Raw genomic sequence first — 25350 nt, forward strand, 5'->3', positions numbered from 1 at the left:
TTCGTCCCCGGCCCCTGCCCGCCGCGGCCGTGCGCGCTCCCGGAAAGGCGGCATTCCGGATCACATGTGCACGCGGACGACGACGGGATGCTCGTCGAACTCGGCGCTCGCTGGCGCCCGGGTGACGCCGCTCTGCTCCTCGGCGGGATCAGGCGAGCCGCGGAGCGCGGCCTGCCGCTCACGCTCGCCCACCGCGGCGCCGGCGGCGGCAGCCTGCTCCGGGCGGCGTCGCGCGAGTGGCCGCACCTGCGTCACCGCGAGATCGTGCGCGACGGCCGGGAGTCCTTCCGTACGCGTCCGCCACGGTGGATGCGGTACCGCCTGCCCGCGCCCACCGGTGCCGGCGGCGAGCCCGCGGGGGTGGCGATCAGCGGCGGGCTCGGCGGGATCGGCCTGGCCCTGGCGGCGCGGCTCGCCGCCGCGGGGCACCCGCTGTGGCTGCTCGACAGACGCCCGGCGGGCGGCCTGCCGGCGGCCGACCGGAGGCGGCTCGCCGCCACGATCGCGCGCACCCGCGTGGTCGTCGATCAGGCGGACGTCACCGCGGCCGTTCCCGCGGCCCCCTTCCCGATCACGCACCTGGTGCACGCCGCGGGCGAGCTGGATCTGGCGCCGCTGGCCGACCTGGCCGCCGACGACCTGGAACGGCTGGCGGGCGGCAAGGCCACGGCACTGCGCACCCTGGTGGAGGCCCTGGTGCCCGCCGGGCTGCGGTCGGTGGTGGCGTTCGGCTCGACCGAGTCCCGCCACCCGCACCGGCTGTTCGGCGGGTACGCGCTGGCCAACGAGCTGCTGCGGCGGGAGGCGGCCCGGCTGCGGGAGGAACGCCCGGAGGTGCGCGTCGTCACGGCCGAGTGGTCGCTCTGGTCGGCGGTGGGGATGGGGGCGGCCAGCGCCGGGATGGCGGGCCGGGCGGGATTCGCGGTCGTGCCGCCGGAGTGGGGCGTCCAGGTCACCGAGAGACTGCTGGACCGGCGGCGGCCGATGCCGGAGGAGATCGTGCTCGGCGGGCCCCAGCCCACGCCCGAGCGTCCGGTGGCGGCGATCTCCGGGATCGGCGGCAGCTCCCTCGTGGTGGACGACGCGTCGGTGCGGCGTCTGGTGAGGCTCTGCCTCCCGGGCGGGACCGCGCGGCATCGGGAGGTCGGTCCGCGGGATCGGATCGTCCGCGCCCAGGTCGCGGACGACACCGTCTACACCTGGGGTTCGGGCCACCGTGACTGGAACACCCGCGCGCCGGGGAGGCAGAGGTGAACGGTTCCGTCGTCGAGCACTCCGTCCGGCTGCCGTGCGACGCCGCGGCCGCGTGGCGGATGATCGTGGACGCCCGGCGCGCCCAGGCCTGGTGGGGGCGGCTGGAGGCGGACATCACCCACGTCGCCCAGGAGCTGACCGTCGCGACGGGCACGTCCTCGGTGTACCGCCTCTGGGTCGAGACGATCCTCCCGGAGCGGGTCCTCGCGTTCACCAGCGCGTATCTCGGGGTCAGCCCCGTCACCGCCGTCCGGTTCGACGTCCTCGGGTCCGGGCCGGTGCTGCTGCGCGTCAGTGAGACGCTGGAGTCGGCGGACCCGGCGACCATCCACCAGGCCAGGCGGCTGTGGCAGCACCGGCTCGATCGCCTGGCGGCGTCGCTGCCGGGCGCTCCCCCGGCCCCCGGCGAGACGGACGACGGCCTCGCCGACATCACCGAGCGCCGGACGCTCGACAGGCCGGGCTGGCGCCCGCTGCACCGGGCCGTCCTGAGCGAGTGGCTGCCGCTCTCCGGTCCCGCGTGGCCGCCGCGCTGGTTCTACGTGATCGACTCCGAGGGGCCCAGGCCGTTTCCCGTCGTCCGCTGGCGCACGCACTTCGACGACCTGGTCGCGCTCGGGATCGAAGCCGTGCCCGGGTGCCCGCCCACCGAGGCCGAGGTGGCCGTCACGGCCACCGCGACCGCGCTGGAGCTGCGGGTGCGGCACACGGGATGGGCGGCGCTGGACCTGGACGCCGAGACGCGGGAGGTGCTGCGGGACCGGTTCCTGGCCACCTGGCGGCACACCCTCCAGCGGGCGGTCCACGCCTGAGCCCGCCCCGGACTCACCGGACTCCGGTGGCCGCGGGGATCTGCAGGCCGGGCCACCAGCGCCGGAGCGTCCCCTCCACGATCATCAGGGACATCAGGGGGAACGCGAAGTCGGCCGGCGGGTGGACGCCGTACCTGTTCTGGTGCTCGAAGACGCGGGGCCCGAAGTCGGTCATGTCGAACCGCCCTCCCGGCTCCGTCGTCGCCCGTACGAGCCCGGCGATCTCGCGGGCGAACGCGCGCCTGCGAGCCGGGGTGTGCCCGGCGGGCGGCCCCGAGGGGAACGCCGAGTCGTACATGATCTCCCCGCACCGCTGCCCGTTGCGGAGCGCCAGGTTGATGAAGAAGTCCCGGAGTGCGTCCCGGACCCTCCCGGGCATCTCCACGCAGTAGCCGGCGTCCAGGATCACGACGGTGCCGTCCGGCCGGATGTAGATGTTGCCCGGATGGAGGTCGCAGTGGACGAATCCGTCCTTGAAGATCATCGAGCCGACGGCTTCGAGCACCCGCGACGCGACGCGGTCGCGCCCGGCCAGGTCCGCGGCCGGACCGTCGTCGGCGAGCCCCGGGACGAGGTCGGTCACCAGGGCCACGGGGCAGGTGTAGTCCTCGTGCACCCGCGGCACGATGATCTCCTCGTACCGGGCCAGGTTCGCGGCGAGCCGGCGCAGGTGGCCGGCCTCGCGGAAGAAGTCGATCTGGCCGTAGAGCGCCCGGGACATGTAGCCGACGAGGTCGGCCATGGGCGCGCCGCCCGCCGCCGGCAGCTTCTCGGCCACCCGGGTGAGCGCGGTCAGCAGGGTGAGGTCGGTCGACATCGACTCCGCGACGCCCTCCCGCTGCAGCTTGACGGCCAGCAGGCGGCCGTCCGGGTCGATGGCCTCGTACACGCAGGCGATGCTGCCGCTGCCGACGCAGCGATCCGTCACGTTGAGCCGGCTCAGCCGCGGCTCCTGACGCGTGGCGAGGGCCAGTTGACGGCCGAACTCCGCGGCGCCCATCGGCGTGACGTCGTCGTGCAGGGCTGCCAGCTGCTCGGTGACGTGGGCGGGGAACAGGTCGGCGCGGCTGGCCAGCATCTGCCCGAACTTGACGTAGGTGGGGCCCATGCGTTCGACATGCCGCACGAGCCGCCTGGTGCCGCGCGTCTGCGCCCGTGTCCTGCCGCGGAGCAGCCGGTCGACCAGCCACGCCGACACCACGTGCGGCGCCGCGGCGCCCACCCGGCCGGTCAGCCGCGCCGCGCGGCCGGCCAGGCGGAGCCCGCGCACGCGTGGCAGGTGGTCCGGGCCCGCCGCGCTCTCCCGCGCGGGCTCGCCCGGTCCGGCATCGCCGGGCCCCCGCTCGGCCGTCCTGCCGAACGCGTGCGCCGCCACCATGGGGTGCACGGCGGGCAGCGTCGTGACCGGCGACAGCCCGGCCTCGGCGGCGGCGGCGACCAGGGTCTCGGGCGTCAGCCCCAGGGTGCCCAGCGGCCGGCCGCCCCGCGCGGCGGTGGCCGGGACGCAGTACAGCACGCTGGTCGCCAGCAGCATCGCCGCCGCCGGTCCGGTCAGCGGCGGAGATTCCACGACCAGCAGGGTGCCGCCGGGGCGCAGGGCGGAGGCCGCGGCGCGCAGCATGCCGGACAGGTCGCTCACGTCGTGGAGCACGCTGAGCGCGAGAATCAGGTCGTATCCGCCGCTCAGCGCCGTCGTGGCGTCCAGGTGGCACAGCGAGACACGTCCGGTCAGGCCGCGCGCCGCCAGCCGGGCGTTGCCCGCGCTGGTCAGCCGTTCGTCGAGGTCGAAGCCCTGAGCCGTGATCCGGGGGAAGTCCGTCGCCAGGGTCTCCAGCGTCTCACCGGACGCGCAGCCGATCTCCGCCACCCTGCCGCCGGCCCGCAGGGTGTCGGTGAGCCCGGGGACGGCGGGCAACCAGATGTCCGGAAGGATGACCCCGGTCCACTGGGCGCTCATCCGCTGCATCGCCTCGGCGAGCTCCTGCGGATAGCTCGCGTCGTCGAGGGCTCCCCCGGTGTGATAGGCCTCGGCGATCGCGGGGACGCACCGGGTCAGCGCGCCGAACAACGCCACCCCCGGCTGCACGTCCATCATCCCGCCGATGAACGGCCGGACCTCGGGCGACCACGCGTAGCCCGCCTCGTCGTGGGAGACCAGCCCGGCGGCGGCCAGGCCGCGCAGCCACTCCTCGGCGAGGCGCGCGTCGCCGCCGGTGGCCCGGGCGAGCCCGGCCGCCTGAGCGGGGCCGGCGGCCAGCGCGGCGCTCAGCCCGGTCCGCGAGCCGAATTCCAGCATCGTGGCGACCATCGCGGTGGCCACGACGGCCATCGGCCGCGGCAGCTCCGGCCCGTCGCCGATCTCGTGTCGGGTCGTCCCGGCAATTCTCTCACCCATGGAAAGACACCCTTTTGGCACGACAGCAAATGTACGAATTATAGTCAGGCGTTTCCGGGGCGGCTTCTTCGAAATTGCGGTGTGCTTTCCTGCGGAATTCGGCGACCGGCCCGTTCCGCCGATGATTTGCGCATGCTAACGTGACGCCATGTCCGTGGACAGAGATTCGTCCGCCGTTTCCATCCACCGGCATTTCGACTGCGCTTTCCCCGAGTTATGGCTGTCGGTGACCGCGCCCGAGTCGATCTCCGCCTGGTTCACGCCGTGCGCCCGGGGCTCCGGCGGACGCTACCGGCTGCGGTTCACGGAGGACTCCGGCGAGTCCTATGTCAAACACGCGACGGTGCTCCGCTACCGCCTCCGGGAGGACGCGGGCGACTATCGGTTCCTGCTGGAGGACCCGGGTCATCACGACAGCGTGGTGGAGGTGAGCGTCAGCGGGGCGCCGGGCGGCGCCGTCCTGACGCTGCGGCACCTCGATCCACCCGCGGAGCTGGCCGACGGGTACGCCCGCGGCTGGGCCGACTACCTGGACTCCCTGGAGCGGCACCTGGAGGCCTCCCGCCAGGACGCGATCCGGCGTCCGGAGGGCGGGAGATGAGCTCCGCGGCCCGGTCGGCCGTGCGGATCGCGCAGGTCGCCGTCGTGGTGTGCGCCACGGCGGCTTCGCTGGCCTGGGCCGTGGTGCGGCACGGCCGGCGGGACGGGACGCTCAGGAGGGCGGGCGCCGTGGTGAGCGCGGCCCTGTGGCGGCTGGGCCCGGCGTTCATCAAGGTCGGGCAGATGCTGTCGAGCCGCAGGGACATCCTCCCCGCCGCGTTCTGCGAGGAGCTGGAGGAGGGCCTGGCGCGCGGGCGGGCCGGCGCCGGCGGGGCCGACGTGGAGATCGGATCCGTGGCCACCGTGGAGCGGCGCCAGGTGAACGGCGCCGACGTGGCGGTCAAGACGGTCCACCCCACGGCCGCCGAACAGCTGCGGATCGACCTCGGCCTCATCACGGCCATGGCCCGGGTCGCGGGCGTGCTGCTCCGGCGCTCGGGACCCACGCTGGAACGGGTCGTGCACGAGATGTGCGAGTCGGTCCGCGGGCAGACCGACCTGGTGGCGGAGGCGGCCACCCTCCGCCGGCTCGAAGACCTCGAACTCGTCCTGCCGGTGGTCTTCCCCCGGGTGCTGCCCGCGCAGAGCGGCCCGGACGTGCTGACGATGACGTGGATACCGGGACAGGCCGGCGGCCGGCGGTTCCGCGATCCCCGGCGCACCGCCAAGCGGCTCGTCCTGACGGTGTACGAGATGCTCTTCATCACCGGCGTCGTCCACTGCGATCTGCATCCGGGCAACTGGTGGGAGCTGCCCGACGGCCGGCTGGCGATCGTCGACGCCGGGTTCACCTACGAGCTGGACGAGGAGATGCGGACGCATTTCACCGAGTTCTTCCTCGGGATGTCCAGCGGGAACGCCGAGATCTGCGCCACGCACGCGCTGGCCGCCGCGGCCCGGCCGGTGCCGCCCGAGGCCGAGAAGGCGTTCCGCCGCGACATGGAGAGCCTCATCGGCTCCGTCACGGGGCTGACGGCGGGGGCCTTCTCCCTGGCGGGGTTCGCCGCCCGCTTCTTCGCCGTGCAGCGGCGGCACCAGGCGTTCTCACGGGCCGAGTTCATCTTTCCTCTCATGGCCCTCCTGGCCATAGAAGGGCAGGTCAAGCAGCTGGATCCGGGAATCAACTTCCAATCTCTGGCGGGCCCCGTCGTGTTGCGCTCCATCGTCGCGCGGGCCCGCGCCGAGCGCGTCCGCTGAGCCCTGCCACGCGCTCACCTCGCCGGCGACGGCTTCCCGAGGCATCGCCGGAGCATCGCTATACACTTTCTTAGTATGGTGAACGAGTCGGTGGCCCGCGCCGGCGAACGCAGACGTTACGGGCAATACTGCGGTCTGGCCGCGTGCCTCGACGTGATCGGCGAGCGATGGACCCTGCTGATCATCCGAGAGCTCCTCGTCGGCCCTCAGCGATACAACGAGCTGCTTCACAATCTTCCAGGCATCGGCACCAACCTCCTCGCCGAGCGGCTCCGCTGGCTGACCCGCCAGGGCGTCGTCCGGCAGCACCCGCGGCTGAGCGGCAGGGGGCACACCTACGAGCTGACGGCCTTCGGTGAGGAGCTCCGCGAGCCGGTGCTCGGCCTGGCCCGGTGGGGGCTGAACGTCCCCCACTCCTTCAGCGCGGAAGACGAGGTGCGGCCGCAGTGGGGGGTGCTGGCCGTCGAGGCGCTGATCAGGAAGGACCAGATCCCCGACGTCGACGAGTCCTACGAGTTCCTCGTCGACGACCAGGTGTTCCACATCGCGGTGCGGGGCCGGCAGATCTCGGTCGTCCAGCAGGGCGCCGAGGACGCGGTCCTGCGGGTCTCGACCGACGCCAAGACGTTCGTGGACATCGGCTCGGGCCGGCTCTCGCCCTTCGAGGCCGTGGTGACCAAACGGCTGAGCCTGGAGGGTGACCAGGAAGCCCTCACCCGGTGTTCCCGTCTGCTGGGGCTGCTTCCCGGCCCCCGCCCGACCGCGATCTGAGCGTCTCCAGGTACGCGTCTATGTCCGCGGCCAGCGGGGGAAGGTCGACGGCCGGGTTCGGCGACCGGGCGAGCAGCATGCCGCCTTCGCAGATCAGCGAGAAGACGAGCTGCGCGCGAGCGGCCACCGTCTCCGGCGCTCCCCCGCCGGCCAGGCGCAGACCGGCCAGCAGGACCCGCAGGGTGTGGCCGTGCTCCAGCTCCCGCACGGCCTCCCAGCCCATCAACGACGGGGCGTCGAGCAGCACGATCTGCCGGAAACCCGGATCCAGGCAGTGCTCCAGGAAGGTGCGGACGCCGTTGTGCAGGGCTTCCCACGGGTCGTCCTCCTCGGCGGCGGCGTACTCCAGTCTTGCCGCGATCTTCTGCTGCTCGCGGATGAAGACGGCGCGGAACAGCTCGATCTTGCTACCGAAATGGTGGTAGACGGCGCCCTTGGTGACCCCCGCCGCCGCGGAGATCGTGTCGATCGAGGTCGCGGCATAGCCGTTGCCGCCGAACAGCTCGTGCGCGGCGCCGACCAGCCGGGCCGTCGTCACGTCCGAGCGCTCGGCCTGCGTTCGCCTGGCCATGCTTCTCCTCATCAGCTCCGGTTACCGGCCCGCCCGTCGTCCGGGCGGCCCGTCACCAGGGGATCACCGGGTACCAGGGGATGAGCTCGCGTCTGGCCAGCAGCCGTACGTCCCAGTACAGGAAGGTGAAGACCCCGACGACGATGAAGGCCGCTCCCGTGATGAGGGCGAGCCGGCCGGGCCGGGCGGCGAACCAGCCCTGCACCCGGCCGCCCATGACCACCGCGAGCAGGATGAAGAGCACCGTGAGGATCACGATGTTCCCCACGGACTGCAGCATGAACGCCAGCGCCCCGTAGAGCGGGTTGTGGCTCTCGGCGGCGTCCCGGAACAGCTGCCGGAACAGTCCGTACGGCCGTCCGATGAGGAAGCCGCCGATGAGCGCTCCCATGACCACCATGGGCGCGTTGGGGAAGCGCCGGGTGAGCCGGGCGAGCGGGTCGCGCACGATGCCGAGCGCGGCCAGCCCGAGCCAGACGAACGCCAGCCCGATCACGCCGAACGCCACCATCGACTGGACGCTCCTGGCCGACAGCTCCCCCGGGAGGGTGGGGGCGGTCGAGAACTGCGGCATGGCGGTCCCGACGATCCCGACCACGGCTCCGTACACGCCGGAGACCGTGAGCATGCCCACGGTCAGCCAGGCGAGGGGCTTGAAGACGGCCCCCACGCGGTCCGACAGCGAGCGCGGCTGTCCGACGATCGGGCAGAGCGCGCCGAGGACGGCGATGTTGCAGGCGGTGAAGGTGCCGCCCAGCCCGGTGGCGAAGGCGAAGACGATGCCGGGCAGGATGCCGTCGAGGACCGTGGCCTCCGGCTCCTGGCCGAGCACGGTGCCGGCGACGTTCTCCCCGATGACCGAGTCGACGAACTCCGCTGACCAGACGACGGTGAGCAGGAATCCGATCAGCGAGCTGATCAGGACGGCCCGCCAGGGATGGCGGATCCCGGCCCGCTCGGCGGGGCGCTGTTCGGTGAGTGCCATGTGGGTCTCCTCTTCGTACCGGCGCGACCGGCGCGCCGGTCGGATCATGGACGTTCGAGGTGCTGGACACGGCTGCGCCGCAGGTGCTGCCTGCTGCCGCGCGGCGCGGCGAAACCCCCGGGACCCGCATGGGCAGCGGCCGATCACGGTTCCCGGGAGGTGGAGCGGTGTGCGGCAGAGCTCAGCGGCCGGCCCAGAGGCCCACGTGGTTGCCTTCCGGGTCACGGAAGACGGCGCAGTGGCCGTGGTTCCCGCCGATGTCCATCTTCGGCCGGTCCACCTTGCCGCCGGCCTTCAGCACGGCGTCGAGCGTGCCGTCGATGTCGTCCACGAGCAGGTAGACGACGGTGGACTCACCGGTGGGCGAGGGCCGGCGCGCCGACTGGGCGAGCCCTCCGACGGGCGGCCCGCCCGCGCCGGTGACGATCATGAAGTACGCGCCCAGAGGGAACTCGGGGATCTCCTCGTAGGTCCAGCCGAACACTTCCGTGTAGAACGTACGCATTCGTCCTATGTCGTTGACGTGGATCTCGAACCAGGCGACCGCGTCTGACAGGGACACGTGACTCCTCCTCGGCTGGCTAGGGTGTGGCGGCGAACGTGATCGGCAGGCTGACCACCCCGCGGAACATCGTGCTGCGCCGGTAGACGAGCTCACCGGCGGGAACGGCCGCCCGCAGCTCGGCCAGACCGGCGAGCTGCCCCAGCGCCGCCTTCAGCTCCATGCGGGCGAGCAGGGCGCCGAGGCAGAAGCGCATGCCGGCGCCGAAGGACATGGGCGGTCGCTCCGAGCGGCGGATGTCGAACCTGTCCGGATCCGTGAACTGCGCCGGGTCGCGGTTCGCCGCCCCCGCGAGGGCGACGACGAAGGCGCCCTCGGGCAGCTTCGTGCCGGAGAGGTCGAGGTCCGCCGAGATCTGCCGGCTGTTGGACTGGACCGACGAGTCGTAGCGCAGGCACTCCTCGACGGCGCCCGCCAGCCGGTCCGGTTCGGCGCGCAGCAGCTCCAGCTGCCGAGGATGGCGCAGGAAGGCGAGGACGCCGTTGCCTATCTGGTTGGTCACGGTGTCGTGGCCGGCGAAGACCAGCGCCACGGCCGTGCCGATCAGGGCGTTGGTGGTGATGGGCCGCTGCCCGCCGGTGGCCTCGATCATGGCGCTGATGAGGTCGTCCCCCGGGTTCCTGCGCCGTTCGGCGATCAGCTCGGTGAGGTACTCGGCGAACTGTCCCATGGCGGCCTGGCCCCGGGCGATCTCCTCCGGACTGGCCAGGAGGTCGAGCGTGGGGGCGATGTCGACCGACCAGGCGCGCAGCGCGTCACGGTCGCGGGCCGGCATGCCGAGCAGCGTGGAGATCGTGGCGAGCGCGAGCGGGTAGGCGAAGTCGTCGACCAGGTCCATCTCGCCCCGCCTCCGCAGCGGCCGGAGCAGGTCGCGTGCGGTCTGCTCGATCTCCGCGCCCATCCTCCGGATCAGCCTGGGGGTGAAGGCCGGGCCGATCAGGGAGCGGAGCCGCTCGTGGTCGGGGTCGTCCTGGAAGAAGATCGTGTGGCGCAGCACCTCGCTGAGCGGGCCGGGGCCGACCAGCGAGGCCCAGAAGTCGCGGATGCCGGCCCGGCCGAACCGGGCCTCGCCCAGGACGGTGCGGACGTCGTCGTACCGGGTGACGTACCAGATGCCGTTCGCGCCGCGATGGACCGGATCGTGGCGCAGCAGCCAGGCGTAGTAGGGGTACGGATCGCGCAGGACCGCGGGGTCCACGGGATCGAACCCGGCGCCGATGGGGACCGTCATCCGGACCGCCCTCCCTCCGTAGCTTTAAACAGCTATACCAAATGTCCCGATATAGGTCTAGATCTGACCATTGTTCGAGGTGCATAGCTATGGTTTATTGAAGTGAAGCCGAAAGCGAGGTGGCGAGAATGTCCGTCGACGCCCGGCCGGCCCGGTTCGATCGTGCCGACCCGCTGATCATCCCGGGCAGCACGCATCACGTGGGGCTGGCCATACGAGGCGAGCTGAAGCTCTTCTTCGCCGACGGGGAGACCCTCGACTGCGACGACGTGCAGGGCATGAGCGCGGTCCGAAGCTCGGACACGGTCACCACGACCCCGGACGGGCGGCCGACCGTCGAGGTGACCCGGCTCATGACCCACTTCCACTCCAACGTCACCGGGCTGCTGATCCAGCAGAACCCCAGCCGGCTCAACCTGGGCCGGCTGACCGGGATCGCGCCAGGTGGGCCGGAGCGGCTGCTGCCCGCCGACGTCACCTTCGACCAGTACCTGATCCTCGCGCTGCGCGGCCGACTCCACATCAACATCGACCCGCTGGTGATGGAGGCCAAGGAGATCACCGTGTTCCCGCCGATCGGCACCACGTTCCTGTCGCAGGGGGCCACGCTCTTCTACGACGTGGCGGACCTGCCCGGCGGGATCGCCCAGCGGGAGCCGGGGAACGCGACGCCCAGCCTGGCGCTGGCCTCCCAGAGCGTCTGCGGCAGCCACCTCACCCACTACATCGACATGCCTTCCGCGGATGGATGAGGGCGCCGCCACGTGACCTGCTGCCGCTGGTCGTCCGGGCGGCGCGGATCGGCGGGATCGTGGGGCTGGCCCTCCTGCGGGCGGTCACCGACGTGCGCGGGCTCTTGTCCGGGGTCCCGCCGGCGGCGATCGCCGGGGATCGGCTGGCCTGGGCCTGCGAGCGTCTCGGGCCGGCGTTCGTCAAGATCGGCCAACTGCTGAGCACCAGGGTCGACGTGATCCCTCCGGCGGCGTGCCGGGCGCTGGCCCGGCTACGGGACCGCCTCACCCCGCTCCCGGTCGCGGAGGCGGCTCCGGCCCTGCCCGCCGGTCTCGCCGGGCGCCTCGCGGAGCCGCTCACACCGGTCGCGGCCGGCGCGGTGGCGTGCGTCTACCGCGCCAGGCTGGAGGACGGCCGGCGGATCGCCGTCAAGGTGCGCAGGCCGGGCGTCGACCGGGTGATCGCCCGTGATCTGGCCCTGTTCGGGCTCGGCGCCCGGCTGCTCCAGCGGCTGCCGGGGCTGCGGGGCGCGCCGTTCGCGGCCGTGGTCGACCAGCTGGGCGACGCGCTGACGGGGCAGCTCGACTTCCTCGCCGAGGCGGCGGCGTTGCGCAGGCTCCGGGCCGACCTCCGGCACCATCGGGCCGTCCGGGTGCCGGAGGTGCTCACCGAGTTCTGCCGCCGGGACGTGCTGGTGATGGAGTACATGCCGGGACTCGACCGGTCCGGCCGGGGACCGGGCAGGCGGGTGGCCGTGGTGAACGCGCTGCGGGCGATCTACCACATGCTGTTCATCGACGGGTTCGTCCACTGCGACCTGCATCCGGGCAACCTGCACCCGATGCCGGACGGTTCGGTGGTGATCGTCGACGCGGGGTTCCACCGGCAGCTGGCCGACTCCGACCGGCTCGCGTTCGCGGCGTTCTTCTACCGCATGAGCCGGGGGGAAGGGGCGGAGTGCGCCTCGATCGTGCTGTCCACGGTGCTCGGCGGCGCCGCCGGCCACGACGCCTCGGGATTCCGCGCCGACATGGAGGAGCTGGTGCGCAGCAGCACCGGCGCGCGGATCGCGGAGTTCGATCTGGTGGGTTTCGCCGTACGGCTCTTCGCCATCCAGCGCAGGCACGGCTATTACGCCGATCCCCACTTCGTGTTCCCGCTCCTGTCGCTGATCGTCATGGAGGGGACGTTGCGCGAAGCGTGCCCGGAGGTGGATTTCCAGATGGAGGCGCTGCCCTTCGTGCTGCGCGGGCTCATGCGGCCGGGCGGGGCGTAGGGGGGTCGCTCACCCTTCCGCCGCGGCGACCTCCGCGAGCCGGGGCAGAACCGTGCCCTGCCAGCCCTTGCCCATCCGCTCGAACGCCGCGCGGTCGCGCTTGTCGTCGAGGTCGAAGCCCGAATGTTCGAGAAGCAGGCGGGTGCCCTTGCCCTCGACGACCAGGCGCCAGGTCAGGGTCCAGGTGGTGTTGAAGGTGTAGACGAGCCGCTCGTACGGCTCCGCCTCCAGCACCTCGCACGGCACCGAGCCCCAGCCGGGCATCTGCAGGTGGAACCGGTGGCCGACGACCGCGCTGACGTCGCCGGGCGCCCACCAGCGGGCCAGCAGTTCGGGTTTGGTCAGCGCGTCCCACACCTTGGCAGGCGGCGCGGGGATGAACTGGTCGACCGAGATGGACGCGTGGCGGGTGTCGGGCACGGTGCTCCTTGTGCATCGGAGAGCGACCCACCAGATCCTAGGACATCGAAGACACCCTCACCATCAGTGACACAGCTTGAACAGGATGTGCCTCTGTCTCATCAGTGACAATCGCCGAGCCCTTTCGTCGTGCGGCTCTGAACCTGGAGACAGTTGAGCCACTTCGCCCTACTCGGAAACGTGGGAAATTGACTATGACTCATCGCATTACGGACAGCCGATTATCAAAGTCAACCACGCTCCTATCCGCCGGACCTGGCGCCCGACATGCCAGGTCATCTACCGACATCAGCATTTATAGTTCAAGATTCACATGCCAAGCGTACGTGAATTCATGAATCTTCAATTGTCTGGATTTTGGCGTATCTGCCGACCCTTGACCCTTCGCTTGAAAATTGCTTAGTGTCTCCCCCGGAAGGTCATCCAGATCAGACGGGGGACAGCCATGGCGCTCACCCGGCTATTTCGCCTGCCCGAACGCAGACTGACGGGGTTCGTACCAAACTCCAGCCCGGCGAAAAGGCAACTCCTGGAGATTGTCGCCGCCTTTGGAGAAGGGTATAACCGGGCGCTCGACAAAGTTCCCGATGTCACCGATTTACCGCGTCATCTGCACGGATTCGCGATCGAAGGCGCGGCCATGAGCTGCACCCTGCTGGACACGATCACCTTCAGGGGAAACCGCCTGCGCGCTCTCATGGAGAACACCGGAGGCCGGTACACCCACCTGATCCATGTCGGCGCCGGTTGGGCTCTGGCACGCCTGCGCCGCACCCGGTGGCCGGGCCTGGGCGACGAGATGCTCCGCTGGCTGGCCTGGGACGGCTGGGGGTTTCACCAGGCGTACTTCATGCCCCGCAAGGTCTTCCACAACCACTGGATCGAGGTGGGGGCGCGCGGCGCCACCCGCCCGATCAGAGACCAGGGAACGGGCCGTGCCCTATGGTTCTACACCGGCTCCGACCCCGAGCTGATCGCCCGGCTCATCGGCACGTATCCGCCGCACCGCAGGAGCGATCTGTGGGCGGGCATCGGCCTGGCCGCCGCCTACACCGGCGTGTCCGGCGGGACGGACGACCTGCTCGCCGTCGGCGCGGGCCACCGGGAGCATCTGGCCCAGGGCGCCGCCTTCGCGGCCAAGGCGCACGTGCTCAGCGGGCACGTCCCGCCCGGGTCGGCGAAAGCCGTCGAGACGCTGACCGGGGTCACACCCGACGTGGCCGCCGGGTGGACGGATCAGGCTCTCGCCCGGATACCCCGGCCCGGCTCCCCCGCGGACTACGAACTCTGGCGCGCCGGGATCCGGAAGACCTTCCACCACCACACCGAGGGTGTCCTGTGATGATCAATTGGTCGGCCCACGCGGTCAAGATCGGCGCCTTCCTCACGATGCTCGCCACAGGCTGGGCTGCCGCGCTGCCCGGAGACCTCCCCGCCGAGGTGGAGCGGGCCGCCGCCGCGTTCTCCTTCGCCCGGCAGCCGCTCAACGCCGCCGACGGCGGTCGCGGCGTGCGCGAGGTCGCCCCCGCCTACCAGGACATCCGGCACTGGATCTCCTCGGTCGGGGCCGCGGTCGCGCTCTCCGACCTGGACGGCAACTCCCGCTCCGACGACGTGTGCCTGGTCGATCCGAGAACCGACACCGTCACGCTCCAGCCGGCCCCCCGGACGCAGGACCGGTATCCGCCGATCTCCCTGGTCCCTTCGGGCCTGCCCTACGACCCGACGATGGCGCCGATGGGCTGCGTACCCGCGGACTACGACGACGACGGGGCCACCGACGTCCTGGTCTACTACTGGGGCCGCTCCCCCGTGCTGTTCCTGCGCGGCGACGGGCCGCTCACCGGCCCGGCCGCGTTCACCCCGCGGGAGCTGGTCCAGCCCTTCCAGGTGTGGAACACCAACGCCCTGTCGCTGGCGGACGTGGACGGCGACGGCCGCACGGACCTGATCGTCGGCAACTACTTCCCCGACGGCGCGCGCGTCCTGGACCCGGCCGCCCGCTCCCGGCCCGAGCTGCGGATGCAGGCCTCCATGTCGAACGCCACCAACGGCGGCTCGAACCGTGTCCTGCTGTCGCGCGGCGGCGGGACGTACGCCGAGGCCGCGGGCGCCTTCGACCAGGAGGTGGCGGACGGCTGGACCCTGGCGATCGGCGCCCAGGACCTCGACGGCGACGGGCTGCCGGAGCTCTACATCGCCAACGACTTCGCCCCGGACCACCTGCTGCGCAACCGGTCCCGTCCCGGCGAGGTCTCCTTCGAGGTCACGCGAGGACCCCGTCACGTCACCACCCCGAAGTCCAAGGTGCTGGGCCAGGACTCCTTCAAGGGCATGGGCGTCGCCTTCGCGGACCTGAACGGCGACGAGGTCTCCGACATCCTGGTCAGCAACATCACCCAGGAGTACGGCCTGCTGGAGAGCAACTTCGCGTGGGTCAGCGGCCGGGGACGCGTCTTCGACGACGCAGGCACCGCCTTCTACACCGATGAGAGCGAGGCGCTCGGGCTGTCGCGCAGCGGCTGGGGCTGGGACATCAAGGCCGGCGACTTCGACGGTGACGGCGTCAACGAGATCCTGCAGGCCACCGGATTCCTGCGCGGCACGGTCAACCGCTGGGCGGATCTGCAGGAACTCGCCATGACCAACGACGACCTCCTGGCGAACCCCGCCATGTGGCCCGATTTCCATCCGGACGCCGACATCTCCGGGGACAACGTCAACCCCTTCTTCGTCCGCCTCCCCGGCGGGCGCTACGCCGACGTCAGCCAGGCCGTCGGCGTGGCGGATCCGGGCGCGTCGCGCGGCATCGCCACGGCGGACGTCGACCATGACGGCCGGCTGGACTTCGCCGTCGCCAACCAATGGCGGCAGAGCCACTTCTATCGCAACACCGGACCGGGACGCCCGCCCTTCCTGGGACTTCAGCTGATGCGCCCGGCGGGCGGCTGCTCCAGCAACGCCGAAGCCCTCTCCCCCGCCATCGGCGCGACCGTCCGGCTGGCTTCGGGCGCCCAGGGCACGCGCACCGGCCAGGTCTACCCCGCGAACGGACACGCCGGCGTCGCCGCCGCGGAGCTGATGTTCGCGCTCCGCGCGGGCACCACGTCCGTGCCGGTCGAGGTGAGCTGGCGCGACACCTGCGGCCGGGCCCGTACCGCCGCCGTCGACCTCGCGCCCGGCTGGCATCGCCTCCGCCTCGGCGACGACCGCTCGATCACCCCTGTCACGGAGGGAACACCATGACCTCTGCCCAGCGCGATCCGAGAACGGCGGCGCTTCGCAGATTCGCCCTGTCCATCACCGTGTTCAACCTCCTCGGGCACCTCTGGCTCGGCTTCGAGCAGGCGTACATCACCCCGATCGTGGCCGTGGCGTTCGCCTACGCGCTCGACCTCGCGCTGGAGACCGCGGAGGCGAGCGCCGAGAAGCGGACGCCCAAGTACCGGAAAGAAGGCCTGCTGGACTTCCTCCTGCCCGCCCACATCTCCGGCCTGGCCTGCGCCATGCTGCTGTACGCCAACGACCGGCTCTGGCCGGTGCTGTTCGCCGTGGCCGTCGCCATCGGCGGCAAGTACATCGTCCGGGTGCGCGTCGCCGGGAAGAAGCGGCACATACTCAACCCGTCGAACGCCGGCATCGCGATCACCCTGCTGGTGTTCCCCTGGGTCGGCATCGCGCCGCCGTACCACTTCACCGAGTGGGTCAGCGGTCCGATCGACTGGATCATCCCCGCCTTCATCCTCGTCGCCGGGACCATGCTCAACGCCAAGCTCACGGGGAAGATGCCGCTCATCCTGGGCTGGGCCGGGGCGTTCCTCGCCCAGGCCGTGATCCGCACGTGGGTCGACGGCACCGCGACGACGAGCGCGCTGGTGGTCATGACGGGCGTCGCCTTCATCCTGTTCACCAACTACATGATCACCGATCCCGGCACGACACCGGTCAAGCCGCGCAACCAGGTCGTCTTCGGAGCGTCCACGGCGGTGGTCTACGGCCTGCTCGTGCACTTCCACATCGTGTACGGCCTGTTCTTCGCGCTGGTCATCGTGTGCGTCGCCCGGGGCGTGCTGCTCGCGGCGCTGTCCGCCCGGGAGGCGCGCCTCCAGCAGAGCGCCGTGCCGGTCCCCGCCACCTCGGTGGCCGTCCCCAGTTCCAGGTGACCGCCATGACAGACGTCGCCATCGTCGGCATGGGCTGCCGCTATCCCGACGCGGCCGGCCCGGACCGCCTGTGGGAGCTGGTCATGGCCCGCAGGCGGGCGTTCCGGCCCATCCCCGCGACCCGGCTGAACCTCGCCGACTACGACACCGGCGACCCCGACTCGACCTATGTCCGGTACGCGGCGCTCCTGGAGGGCTGGTCGTTCGACCGGGCCCGGCACCGCGTCCCGGGAACCACCTACCGTGTCACCGATCCGGCGCACTGGCTGGCCCTGGACGTGGCCGCCGACACCCTCGCGGCGGCGGGCTTCGCCGACGCGTCCGGACTCGACCGCGACCGGGTCGGCGTGGTCCTGGGCAACACGCTGACCGGCGAGTTCACCAGGGCCACCGCCATGCGGCTGCGATGGCCGTACGTGCGCCGCGTCCTGCGAGAGGCCATGGCCGGCGAGGACCTCGGCGAGTCCGTCCGCGACCAGCTCGTCAAGCGGGCCGAGGAGTTGTTCAAGGCGCCGTTCCCCGAGCCCACGGACGAGAGCCTCGCCGGGGCGCTGTCCAACACCATCGCCGGGCGCGTCTGCAATCACTTCGACCTGCACGGCGGGGGTTTCACCGTGGACGGCGCGTGCGCCTCGTCGCTGCTCGCGGTGATCCACGCCTGCGTGGCCCTGACCTCCGGGGATCTGGACTTCGCCCTCGCCGGAGGCGTGGACCTGAGCCTCGACCCGTTCGAGCTGGTCGGGTTCGCCAGGACCGGGGCCCTCGCCCGTACGGACATGCGGGTCTACGACGCCTCTCCCACCGGCTTCTGGCCGGGTGAGGGGTGCGGCATGGTCGCGCTGATGCGTGCCGAGGACGCGCTGGCCCTGGGGCGGCGGCCGCTCGCGCTGATCCGCGGATGGGGGGTGTCCTCCGACGGGCGCGGCGGGATCAGCAGGCCCGAGCCCGACGGGCAGCTGCTCGCCCTGCGGCGCGCCTACGAACGCGCCGGGTTCGGCGCGGACACGGTCGGCTACTTCGAGGGGCACGGCACCGGGACGGCGGTCGGCGACCACGCCGAGCTCCAGGCCATGCGGGCCGTGCGCGGGCAGGGCCGCCGCCCGGCCTTCGTCGGGTCGATCAAGGCCAACATCGGGCACACCAAGGCGGCGGCCGGCGTGGCCGGACTGATCAAGGCGACGCTGGCCGTGCACCATCAGATCGTCCCGCCGACCACCGGTTCGCACACGCCGCACGAGCTCCTCGGGGACGGGCTCACCGTCGCGGAGGGGCCCGTCCCCTGGCCCTCGGCCCCCGTACGGGCAGCGGTCAGCGCGATGGGGTTCGGCGGGATCAACACCCATCTGGTGGTGGAGAGGGCGGGATCGGCCCGCCGAACCCGGTTGTCCGCCGTACAGGAGCGGATGGCGCGCACGCCGACGGACACGGAGGTCTTCGCCGTGACGGCGGACAGCTCCGCCGCGCTCACCGGGAAGCTCCGGCACGTCGCCCGGCTGGCGGAGACCCTGTCCTTCTCCGAACTCACCGACCTGGCCGCCCGGCTGGCCGGCGAGCCGCAGGGGAGCCACCGGGTCGCCTTCACGGCCCACCATCCGGGTCAGCTGGCCCGCCGGGCCGAGCGGGCCGCCGCACTGGCGGGCCGCGCCGCCGCCGAGTCCGGCGTTTTCAGCGGGGTGGGCCCGCCCGGGAAGGTCGGCCTGCTGTTCACCGGCCAGGGCGGACCGGCCCGCGGCGACGCCGGCGCCCTGGGCAGGCTGTACGACGGGGCGCGGGCGTACTTCACCGGGGAAGAAGGCATCGACACGGCGATCGTGCAACCGGCCGTCTTCCGGGCCTCCATGGCCGCGCTGCGGTGGCTGGACAGCCTCGGGGTCGCCGCCGTCGCCGCGCTCGGCCACAGCGTCGGCGAGATAGCGGCGCTGACCTGGTCCGGGGCCATCGACGAGGAAGCCGCGCTGGAGCTGGTGACCGAGCGCGGCCGGATCATGGGCGAGGTGGGCGCGCCCGGCACCGGCATGGCCTCCGTGTCCGCCCCCGCGAGCCGGGCCGCCGCCCTGATCGAAGGGCTGGATCTGGTCGTCGCGGCCGACAACGGCGCCTCCACGGTCGTCGCCGGGCCGTGGACCGAGGTCGAGACCCTGGTGCGGCGGGCCGGCGCGGACGGCGTCACGGCGACGCGACTGGAGGTGAGCCACGCCTTCCACTCCCCCGCCGTGCGGCAGGCCGTCGCGCCGTTCACCATCTGCCTGGACAAGGCCCCGTTCACCGAGCCGGTGGGACCGGTCTACTCGACGGTCACCGGCACGGAGCTGAGGGCGGGCACCGATCTGCGCCGGCACCTGGCCGCCCAGATCACCGATCCGGTGCGGTTCCGTGAGGCGCTGGATCTGCTCGCCGCCGAGTGCGACCTGCTGGTCGAAGCCGGTCCTGGACATTCGCTGGCGACCCTGGCCACCGCCCACCTCGGCGGCTCGCCGCCGGCCGTCTCCGTCGACGCCGGCGCGGCCGGCGCGCGGGGCCCGCTGGAGACCGCCGCCGCCCTGTTCGCGGCAGGCGCGACCGACTCGTTGCGCAGCCTGTTCGACCAGCGCTTCCACCGGCCCTTCGCGCTGGACCGGGAGCCCGTGTTCCTGACGAATCCCTGCGAGACGGCCCCGGAGCCCGTCCCGTCCGCCGCGCCGGAACGGCCGCGGCCGGAAGGCGGCGGCGTGGCCGAGATCGTGCGCGAGCTGGTCGGTGCCGCCCTGGAGCTGGAGCCTGACGCGATCGCGGACGACGACCACCTCCTGGCCGACCTGCACATGAACTCGCTGCAGGTCGTCCAGCTCGCCGCCGAGTCGGCGTCGGCGTGCGGGAAGGCGCTGCCGCCGGTCCTGCCCTCGATCGCCGAGGCCACGGTCGGTGACCTGATCGCCGCCGTCGAGGCGTTCCCCCGGGCCGAGGAGCACACGCTGGACCTGCCCGACTGGTTCCGCCTGTTCACCGAGCACCAGGAGCCCGTCCAGCCGCCCGAGCCGGAAGGCGCGCTGCGCGCGCACGTCCCCGCCGCGCCCACGGACGCCGACCTGGCCGCCTTGGTCGCCACGGCGCGCCGGGCGATCGCCGGTGGGCTGCCCCTCGTCGTCACCGACGAGGCCGACTGCGCCTCCGGGTTCGTCGCCGCCCTGCGCCAGGAGCATCCGGACGCCGACGTCCATTGGCTCGGCGTGGATCGCGCGGGCCGGACCTACGAGGTCCGGCACTCGCCCATGGCCCGCCCGCGCAGCGATCCCCCGCTGCGGCGGGACGACGTGGTCGTCATCACCGGCGGAGGCAAGGGGATCGGGCTGGAAGCCGGGCTGACCCTCGCGAAGGCGTACGGGGTCCGGGTGGCGCTGATCGGCCGGTCGGATCCCGGCACCGACCCCGAACTGGCCGGCGGCCTGGAGAGGCTGCGGGCCGCCGGGGTGGTGGCCGCCTACCGCAGGGCGGACGTCACCGACGCCGCCGCTGTCACGCGGGCCATGGCGGAGCTGGCCGAGCTCGGCCCGATCGCCGGGGTCGTGCATGCCAGCGGGATCAACCGGCCCGCCCTCTTCGGCGAGCTCACGGACGAGGACTTCGCCGAGCACGCCCGTACGAAATGTGCCGGTCTGGCCAACGTGCTCGCCGCCGTCGATCTCAGCGGGCTGCGGCTCCTCCTCGCGTACGGGTCCGTGATCGGGCGGTTCGGGCTGGCCGGCGAGACGCACTACGCCCTGGCCAACGGACGGCTCCAGGCCATGGTGCGCGCCCTCGCGCCCCGGCTGCCCGACGGCTGCGTCAGCGCGACGCTGGCCTGGACCGTGTGGTCCGGGGCGGGGATGGCCGAACGGCTCGGCGTGGTCGACCACCTCGCCGGCGCCGGGATCGGCACCCTGCCCGCGGAACGGGGCGCGGAGCTGCTGCTGGACGCCATAGCGGCAGGTCCGGCCGGGGAGACCATCGTCATCAGCGGCCGGCTTCCCCAGCTCGACCGCGCGCAGGTCACCCCGCCGCGGCATCCGCTCCTGCACCGCCTGCTCAGGTTCGTCCCGGGGGTCGAGGTGGCGGCCGAGTGCGAGCTGGACGCGTCGCGCGCGTTCCTGGCCGACCACCAGCTCCACGGGGTGCGGCTGCTGCCCGCCGTCTGCGCTCTGGAGGCCATGGCCCAGGCCGCGGAGATGCTCGGCACTCCCGCTCGCACGATCACGGACGCCCGGTTCGAACGACCGGTCATCGTGCCCGCCGACGGGACGCGGACCATCCGGATCCACGCCCTGCGCCACCCCGACGGCAGCGTGGCGGTCACCGTCCGCAGCGCGGAGACCGACTTCTCCGCCGACCACTTCGCCGGGCGGGTCGTCCCCGGGCCGGCCGATCCGCCGGACGTCGAGGTCCCCGCCGGTGACCCGCCCGGCCACGAACCGGCCGACCTGTACGGATCGCTGTTCTTCCACGGCCCGGCGTTCCGGCGCCTGACCCGTTTCGAGTCCCTCTTCCCCACCGGCTGCCGGGCGGTGCTGTCCGGGGCCGGCGAGGACCTGGGGCTGGGCGAGCCGGTTCTGGGGGACGCCGCCCTGCACGACGCGGCCATCCACGTCCTGCAGGCGTGCGTGCCCCACCGGCGCCTCCTGCCGGTCGCCTGTGATCGCTTCCAGGTGCACGACGGCGCCCGGTCCGCCGACGTGGTCGTCGAGGCGGTCGAACGGGAACACCAGGGCGTCGACTACACCTACGACGTCCTGGCCCGGTCCGTGGACGGGCGTCCCCTGTTCAGCTGGTCGGGGTTGCGGCTGCGCGACACCGGGCCGCTGCGCCTGGACGCCGTCCCGCCGCTGCTGACCGGCCCGTACCTCGAACGCGTGGTGGGGGACCTGTGCCCGGGGGCGGCCGCCGTGAGCCAGGAGTGGGTGGAGCTGGACGGCCCGCCGCTCCCACTCGGTCCCGAGTGGACGGATCAGGCCGAGCAGCTGGCGCGCCTGACCGGCGAGTCCCGCACCTCTCTGAACTCGCGGCTGAGTGCGGTGCTCAAGTGTCTGCCCGAAGCGGGCCAGGCCAGGTCGCTCCAGGTCGAGGCCGCGTACGAGCACGGCTGGATCAAACTCAGCGGCCCGTCCGGGTCTGCCGTCCTGTCCGGCCTGCTCACCCTGAACGATTCCGGCGGCCCGCCACGACCCATGGTCGTCGCCGTGCTCACCCAGGAGAGGCGATGAATCCTTTCTACGAACACCGCCAGGTGGTGACCTTCGCGGACACCAACGTGGTCGGGAACGTGTACTTCACCCATTACTTCGAGTGGCAGGGCCGCTGCCGGGAACGGTTCCTCGCCGACCAGGCGCCGGAGGTCCTCCAGGAGCTCACCCGCGACCTCGCCCTGGTGACGGCCGACTGCGCGTGCGAGTTCTTCGCCGAGCTGTACGCGCTCGACGAGGTGTCGATCCGCATGTCGCTGGGCGGCATCGAGGCCAACCGGGTGACCATGGAGTTCCACTACTACCGGCTGGGCGCCGGTCCGGCTCTGCTCGTCGCCCGGGGACGGCAGACGATCGCGTGCATGCGCCGCGACTCCGGCGGCGCCCTCCACCCGACGGAGATCCCCGGCCCGCTCAGGCGGGCGCTCGACCCTTACCGTCCCGTCCCGGCAGCCTAGGAGGACCGCCCCGTGGATCCGCGGATCGGCATCATCGGGTGCGGGCGGATGGGCACGGCCCTGGCCCGGCTCATCGACCTGCACCGGATACCGCTGCTGCTGGCCAACCGGACGCCCGGACGGGCCGCCGCGCTCGCCGCCGAGCTGTCGTGCGCGCGGGCCGTGCCGCCGGAGGAGGCCGCCGCCGAGTCCGATCTGACCATCCTGGCCACGCCCATCGACGCCACCTGCCGTGACGTGGCGCCCCAGCTGCGGCGGACGCGGTCCGTCATCGTCGACGTGTCCAACCCGTGCTTCGGTGAGCCTGCCGCGCCGCCCTACGCCTCGGCGGCGCAGCGGATCGCCGCGGCGCTGCCCGGTTGCGCCGTGGTGAAGGCGTTCAACTGCCTGTCGGCACGATGGATCAGCGCCTACATCCGCGCGCCCGGCCTGGTCACGATCCCCATCGCGGGCGACGACCCCGATGCCAAGCTGCTCGTCACCCGGTTCTGCAAGCAGCTGGGATTCGACATCGCCGACGCCGGGCCCCTGGCCAACAGCCGGTGCATCGAAAGCCTGACCGAGCTGCTGCTGTGCCTCGACGCCGACTCGATCGGCGTGAAGCTCGTGCCGGCCCTCCCCTGACCGCGGCCGCGCCGTCCCCCACGAAACCGATCCCAGGAGTCGTCATGTCCGCTCCCGCCATCAGCCGTTCGACGCTCAACGAGCGACACCACAAGACGGCTCTCGGTGTCTTCCTCGTGATCGTCCTCGCGCACTGGGCGGAACACGTCGTCCAGGCGATCCAGATCTACGCGCTGGGCTGGCCGGTCCCCGAGGCGCGCGGACTGCTCGGGCTGCCGTTCCCCTGGCTCGTCACCTCGGAATGGATGCACTACGGCTACGCCCTGGTCATGCTCGTGGGGCTGATCCTGCTGCGCCCGGGCTTCACCGGCCGTTCCAGGACCTGGTGGACCGTCGCGCTGGCCATCCAGTTCTGGCATCACATCGAGCACCTGCTCCTGCTGATCCAGGCGCTGTCGGGGACGTACCTGGCCGGGCGGGCCGCGCCCACCAGCGTCATCCAGCTCGTGATCCCCCGCGTCGAGCTGCATCTGTTCTACAACGCCGTGGTCTTCGCGCCGATGGTGGTGGCCATGGTGCTGCACCGGCGTCCGCGCCTGGAAGAACGCGCCGTCATGCGGTGCGACTGCGCGCTCCAGCCCGCATGAGGTTCCGCCCCTCCCCGCCGATGGCCGTCGTCCTGCTGCTGGTCGCCGCGCTCGCGCTGTCCTGGACGCTGCCCGGGATCGGCCCGGCGCTACGGCTCGCCACCGGCCACGGCCTGCGGGGGACCTTCACCGCGCAGCGCCTGGACTGCCTGCGCCACCCCGGGCACGAGAGCTGCGCCTGGACCGGCGCGTTCCGCTCCCGCGACGGCCTCGTCCAGCGCACGGAGGTCACCCTCGCGGGCAGCGACCGGGGCACCCATCGAGCGGGCCAGCGGGTCGAGGCGGTCGACGTGGGGCTGACCAACCGCGTCTACGGCCCGGGCGGCTCCGCCGAATGGGTCTTCACCGTACTGCTGGCCCTGGCCGAGCTGGCGCTCCTGGCCTTCGCCCTCATGGCGATCGCCGGAGCGATCCGGCGCGGTGAAGGGACGCGTTCCGCCGCCGGGGCGTCGCCGTCAGCGCCAGCCGAGTGCGGGGGCGACGTGGGTCAGGACCGATGAGAGCAGGTGGGCGTTGTAGTCCACGCCGAGCTGGCTGGGCACCGTCAGCAGGAGCGTGTCGGCCGCGGCTATCGCCTCGTCGGCGGCCAGCTCCTTGACGAGCACGTCGGGCTCGGCGGCGTACGTGCGCCCGAAGACGGCCCTGGTGGTGGCGTCGATGAAGCCGACCTGGTCGGAGCTGGTGCGCTCGTGGCCGAAGTACGCGCGGTCGGTCTCGTTGACGATCGGCATGATCGAGCGGCTCACCGACACCCGCGGCTCGCCCTCGTGGCCGGCCTCCTTCCACGCCTCCCGGTAGGCCGCGATCTGCTCGGCCTGCTGCACGTGGAACGGCTTGCCGTTCTCGTCGTCCTTGAGCGTGGAGCTCATCAGGTGCATGCCGAGCCCGGCGGCCCACTTCGCGGTGGCGTTCGAGCCGGAACCCCACCAGACGCGCCGGCGCAGCCCTTCCGAGTGCGGTTCGAGACGGAGCAGTCCGGGCGGGTTGGGGAACATCGGCCGCGGGTTCGGCTGGGCGAACCCCTCGCCCTCCAGCACCTTGAGGAAGACCTCCGCGTGCCTGCGCGCCATGTCCCCCTCGGTCTCGCCCTCGGCCGGCTCGTAGCCGAAGTAGCGCCAGCCGTCGATCACCTGCTCGGGTGATCCGCGGCTGATGCCGAGCTGGAGCCGCCCGCCCGCGATGAGGTCGGCCGCGCCGGCGTCCTCGGCCATGTAGAGGGCGTTCTCGTACCGCATGTCGATGACGCCCGTGCCGATCTCGATCCGGCTGGTCCGCGCGCCGACGGCCGCCAGCAGCGGGAACGGGCTCGCGAGCTGCCGGGCGAAGTGGTGGACGCGGAAGTAGGCGCCGTCGGCCCCGAGCTCCTCGGCGGCGACCGCGAGCTCGATCGACTGCAGCAGGGTGTCGGACGCGCTGCGCGCCTTGGAATACGGCGAGGACGACCAGTGCCCGAAGCTCAGAAACCCGATCTTCTTCATACGCACTTCAACATTCCGCACGTCAAGGAGATTCCATCACCG

22 protein-coding genes are annotated in these 25350 nt (G+C 72.3%); 15 read left to right on the forward strand and 7 right to left on the reverse strand.

Translation table 11 applies throughout. From position 1 onward, the window contains the following. Positions 1-66: 66 nt before the first annotated feature. Together KME79_RS30845 and KME79_RS30850 are read left to right on the forward strand one after the other, a co-directional pair. Positions 67-1254, forward strand: coding sequence for a KR domain-containing protein (locus tag KME79_RS30845; protein WP_219548085.1), 1188 nt, complete (start codon positions 67-69; stop codon positions 1252-1254). Further along, the gene (locus tag KME79_RS30850) at positions 1251-2066 is read left to right on the forward strand and encodes a hypothetical protein (protein WP_219548087.1); all 816 of its coding nucleotides are present in this window, start codon (positions 1251-1253) and stop codon (positions 2064-2066) included. The genes KME79_RS30845 and KME79_RS30850 overlap by 4 nt, the downstream gene beginning before the upstream one ends. Before the next feature lie 13 nt (positions 2067-2079). On the opposite strand, the gene KME79_RS30855 is transcribed toward KME79_RS30850, so the two are convergent. Then, positions 2080-4461, reverse strand: coding sequence for an AarF/UbiB family protein (locus KME79_RS30855; protein ID WP_219548089.1), 2382 nt, complete (start codon positions 4459-4461; stop codon positions 2080-2082). Positions 4462-4609: 148 nt separating this feature from the next. Here KME79_RS30855 and KME79_RS30860 point away from each other — a divergent pair, with 148 nt between their 5' ends. The 3 genes from KME79_RS30860 to KME79_RS30870 all read left to right on the forward strand — a co-directional run bounded on the left by KME79_RS30860 (position 4610) and on the right by KME79_RS30870 (position 7029). Continuing rightward, entirely contained in the window at positions 4610-5062 is a 453-nt protein-coding gene (locus KME79_RS30860; RefSeq protein WP_219548090.1) for an SRPBCC family protein, read from the forward strand. Further along, positions 5059-6258 (forward strand): AarF/UbiB family protein, encoded by a 1200-nt coding sequence (locus KME79_RS30865; RefSeq protein ID WP_219548091.1) that lies wholly within the window; start codon positions 5059-5061, stop codon positions 6256-6258. The genes KME79_RS30860 and KME79_RS30865 overlap by 4 nt, the downstream gene beginning before the upstream one ends. Before the next feature lie 75 nt (positions 6259-6333). Then, entirely contained in the window at positions 6334-7029 is a 696-nt protein-coding gene (locus KME79_RS30870; protein ID WP_219548093.1) for a winged helix-turn-helix transcriptional regulator, read from the forward strand. Here the strand turns inward: KME79_RS30870 and KME79_RS30875 are convergent. From KME79_RS30875 to KME79_RS30890, 4 genes are all read right to left on the reverse strand, one after another. Then, the gene (locus KME79_RS30875) at positions 6971-7600 is read right to left on the reverse strand and encodes a TetR/AcrR family transcriptional regulator (RefSeq protein WP_219548095.1); all 630 of its coding nucleotides are present in this window, start codon (positions 7598-7600) and stop codon (positions 6971-6973) included. The two genes, KME79_RS30870 and KME79_RS30875, sit on opposite strands and share 59 nt — an antisense overlap. A 52-nt stretch (positions 7601-7652) precedes the next feature. Further along, a complete protein-coding gene (locus KME79_RS30880; protein ID WP_219548097.1) occupies positions 7653-8585 on the reverse strand; it encodes a hypothetical protein in 933 nt (310 codons plus the stop codon). A gap of 181 nt (positions 8586-8766) precedes the next feature. After that, entirely contained in the window at positions 8767-9147 is a 381-nt protein-coding gene (locus tag KME79_RS30885; protein WP_219548099.1) for a VOC family protein, read from the reverse strand. A gap of 19 nt (positions 9148-9166) precedes the next feature. After that, a complete protein-coding gene (locus tag KME79_RS30890) occupies positions 9167-10378 on the reverse strand; it encodes a cytochrome P450 (protein WP_219548101.1) in 1212 nt (403 codons plus the stop codon). A 128-nt stretch (positions 10379-10506) separates the two neighbouring features. Here KME79_RS30890 and KME79_RS30895 point away from each other — a divergent pair, with 128 nt between their 5' ends. Continuing rightward, entirely contained in the window at positions 10507-11130 is a 624-nt protein-coding gene (locus KME79_RS30895) for a hypothetical protein (protein ID WP_148030990.1), read from the forward strand. Then, positions 11127-12386: an ABC1 kinase family protein gene (locus KME79_RS30900; RefSeq protein ID WP_219548103.1), complete on the forward strand. Its 1260-nt coding sequence runs from the start codon at positions 11127-11129 to the stop codon at positions 12384-12386. The genes KME79_RS30895 and KME79_RS30900 overlap by 4 nt, the downstream gene beginning before the upstream one ends. Before the next feature lie 9 nt (positions 12387-12395). On the opposite strand, the gene KME79_RS30905 is transcribed toward KME79_RS30900, so the two are convergent. Then, a complete protein-coding gene (locus KME79_RS30905; RefSeq protein ID WP_148030988.1) occupies positions 12396-12806 on the reverse strand; it encodes an SRPBCC family protein in 411 nt (136 codons plus the stop codon). 445 nt (positions 12807-13251) lie between these two features. On the opposite strand from KME79_RS30905, the gene KME79_RS30910 reads away from it, so the two are divergent. The 8 genes from KME79_RS30910 to KME79_RS30945 are packed head-to-tail and all read left to right on the forward strand — an operon-like array spanning position 13252 to position 24330. After that, positions 13252-14148, forward strand: coding sequence for a DUF1702 family protein (locus KME79_RS30910; RefSeq protein WP_148030987.1), 897 nt, complete (start codon positions 13252-13254; stop codon positions 14146-14148). Next, complete coding sequence (locus KME79_RS30915; RefSeq protein WP_219548105.1) at positions 14148-16052, forward strand: FG-GAP repeat domain-containing protein; 1905 nt, start codon at positions 14148-14150, stop codon at positions 16050-16052. Before KME79_RS30910 ends, KME79_RS30915 begins: the two co-directional genes overlap by 1 nt. Then, on the forward strand, positions 16049-16969 hold the full coding sequence (locus KME79_RS30920; protein ID WP_148030985.1) for an RnfABCDGE type electron transport complex subunit D: 921 nt from the start codon (positions 16049-16051) through the stop codon (positions 16967-16969). Before KME79_RS30915 ends, KME79_RS30920 begins: the two co-directional genes overlap by 4 nt. A gap of 5 nt (positions 16970-16974) precedes the next feature. After that, a complete protein-coding gene (locus KME79_RS30925) occupies positions 16975-22182 on the forward strand; it encodes a type I polyketide synthase (RefSeq protein ID WP_219548107.1) in 5208 nt (1735 codons plus the stop codon). Continuing rightward, positions 22179-22619, forward strand: coding sequence for an acyl-CoA thioesterase (locus KME79_RS30930; protein WP_219548109.1), 441 nt, complete (start codon positions 22179-22181; stop codon positions 22617-22619). Before KME79_RS30925 ends, KME79_RS30930 begins: the two co-directional genes overlap by 4 nt. A gap of 12 nt (positions 22620-22631) precedes the next feature. Beyond that, on the forward strand, positions 22632-23243 hold the full coding sequence (locus tag KME79_RS30935) for an NADPH-dependent F420 reductase (RefSeq protein ID WP_148030982.1): 612 nt from the start codon (positions 22632-22634) through the stop codon (positions 23241-23243). A 44-nt stretch (positions 23244-23287) separates the two neighbouring features. Beyond that, on the forward strand, positions 23288-23830 hold the full coding sequence (locus KME79_RS30940; protein ID WP_148030981.1) for a hypothetical protein: 543 nt from the start codon (positions 23288-23290) through the stop codon (positions 23828-23830). Further along, positions 23827-24330, forward strand: a complete 504-nt coding sequence (locus tag KME79_RS30945; protein WP_219548111.1) for a hypothetical protein — start codon at positions 23827-23829, stop codon at positions 24328-24330. Before KME79_RS30940 ends, KME79_RS30945 begins: the two co-directional genes overlap by 4 nt. Here the strand turns inward: KME79_RS30945 and KME79_RS30950 are convergent. Beyond that, entirely contained in the window at positions 24286-25308 is a 1023-nt protein-coding gene (locus KME79_RS30950; RefSeq protein WP_219548112.1) for an LLM class flavin-dependent oxidoreductase, read from the reverse strand. The genes KME79_RS30945 and KME79_RS30950 overlap by 45 nt on opposite strands. Between the last annotated feature and the right edge of the window lie 42 nt (positions 25309-25350).

Origin of the sequence: Nonomuraea harbinensis (genome assembly GCF_019396385.1) — a bacterium.
Classification (GTDB): Bacteria; Actinomycetota; Actinomycetes; order Streptosporangiales; family Streptosporangiaceae; genus Nonomuraea; species Nonomuraea ferruginea.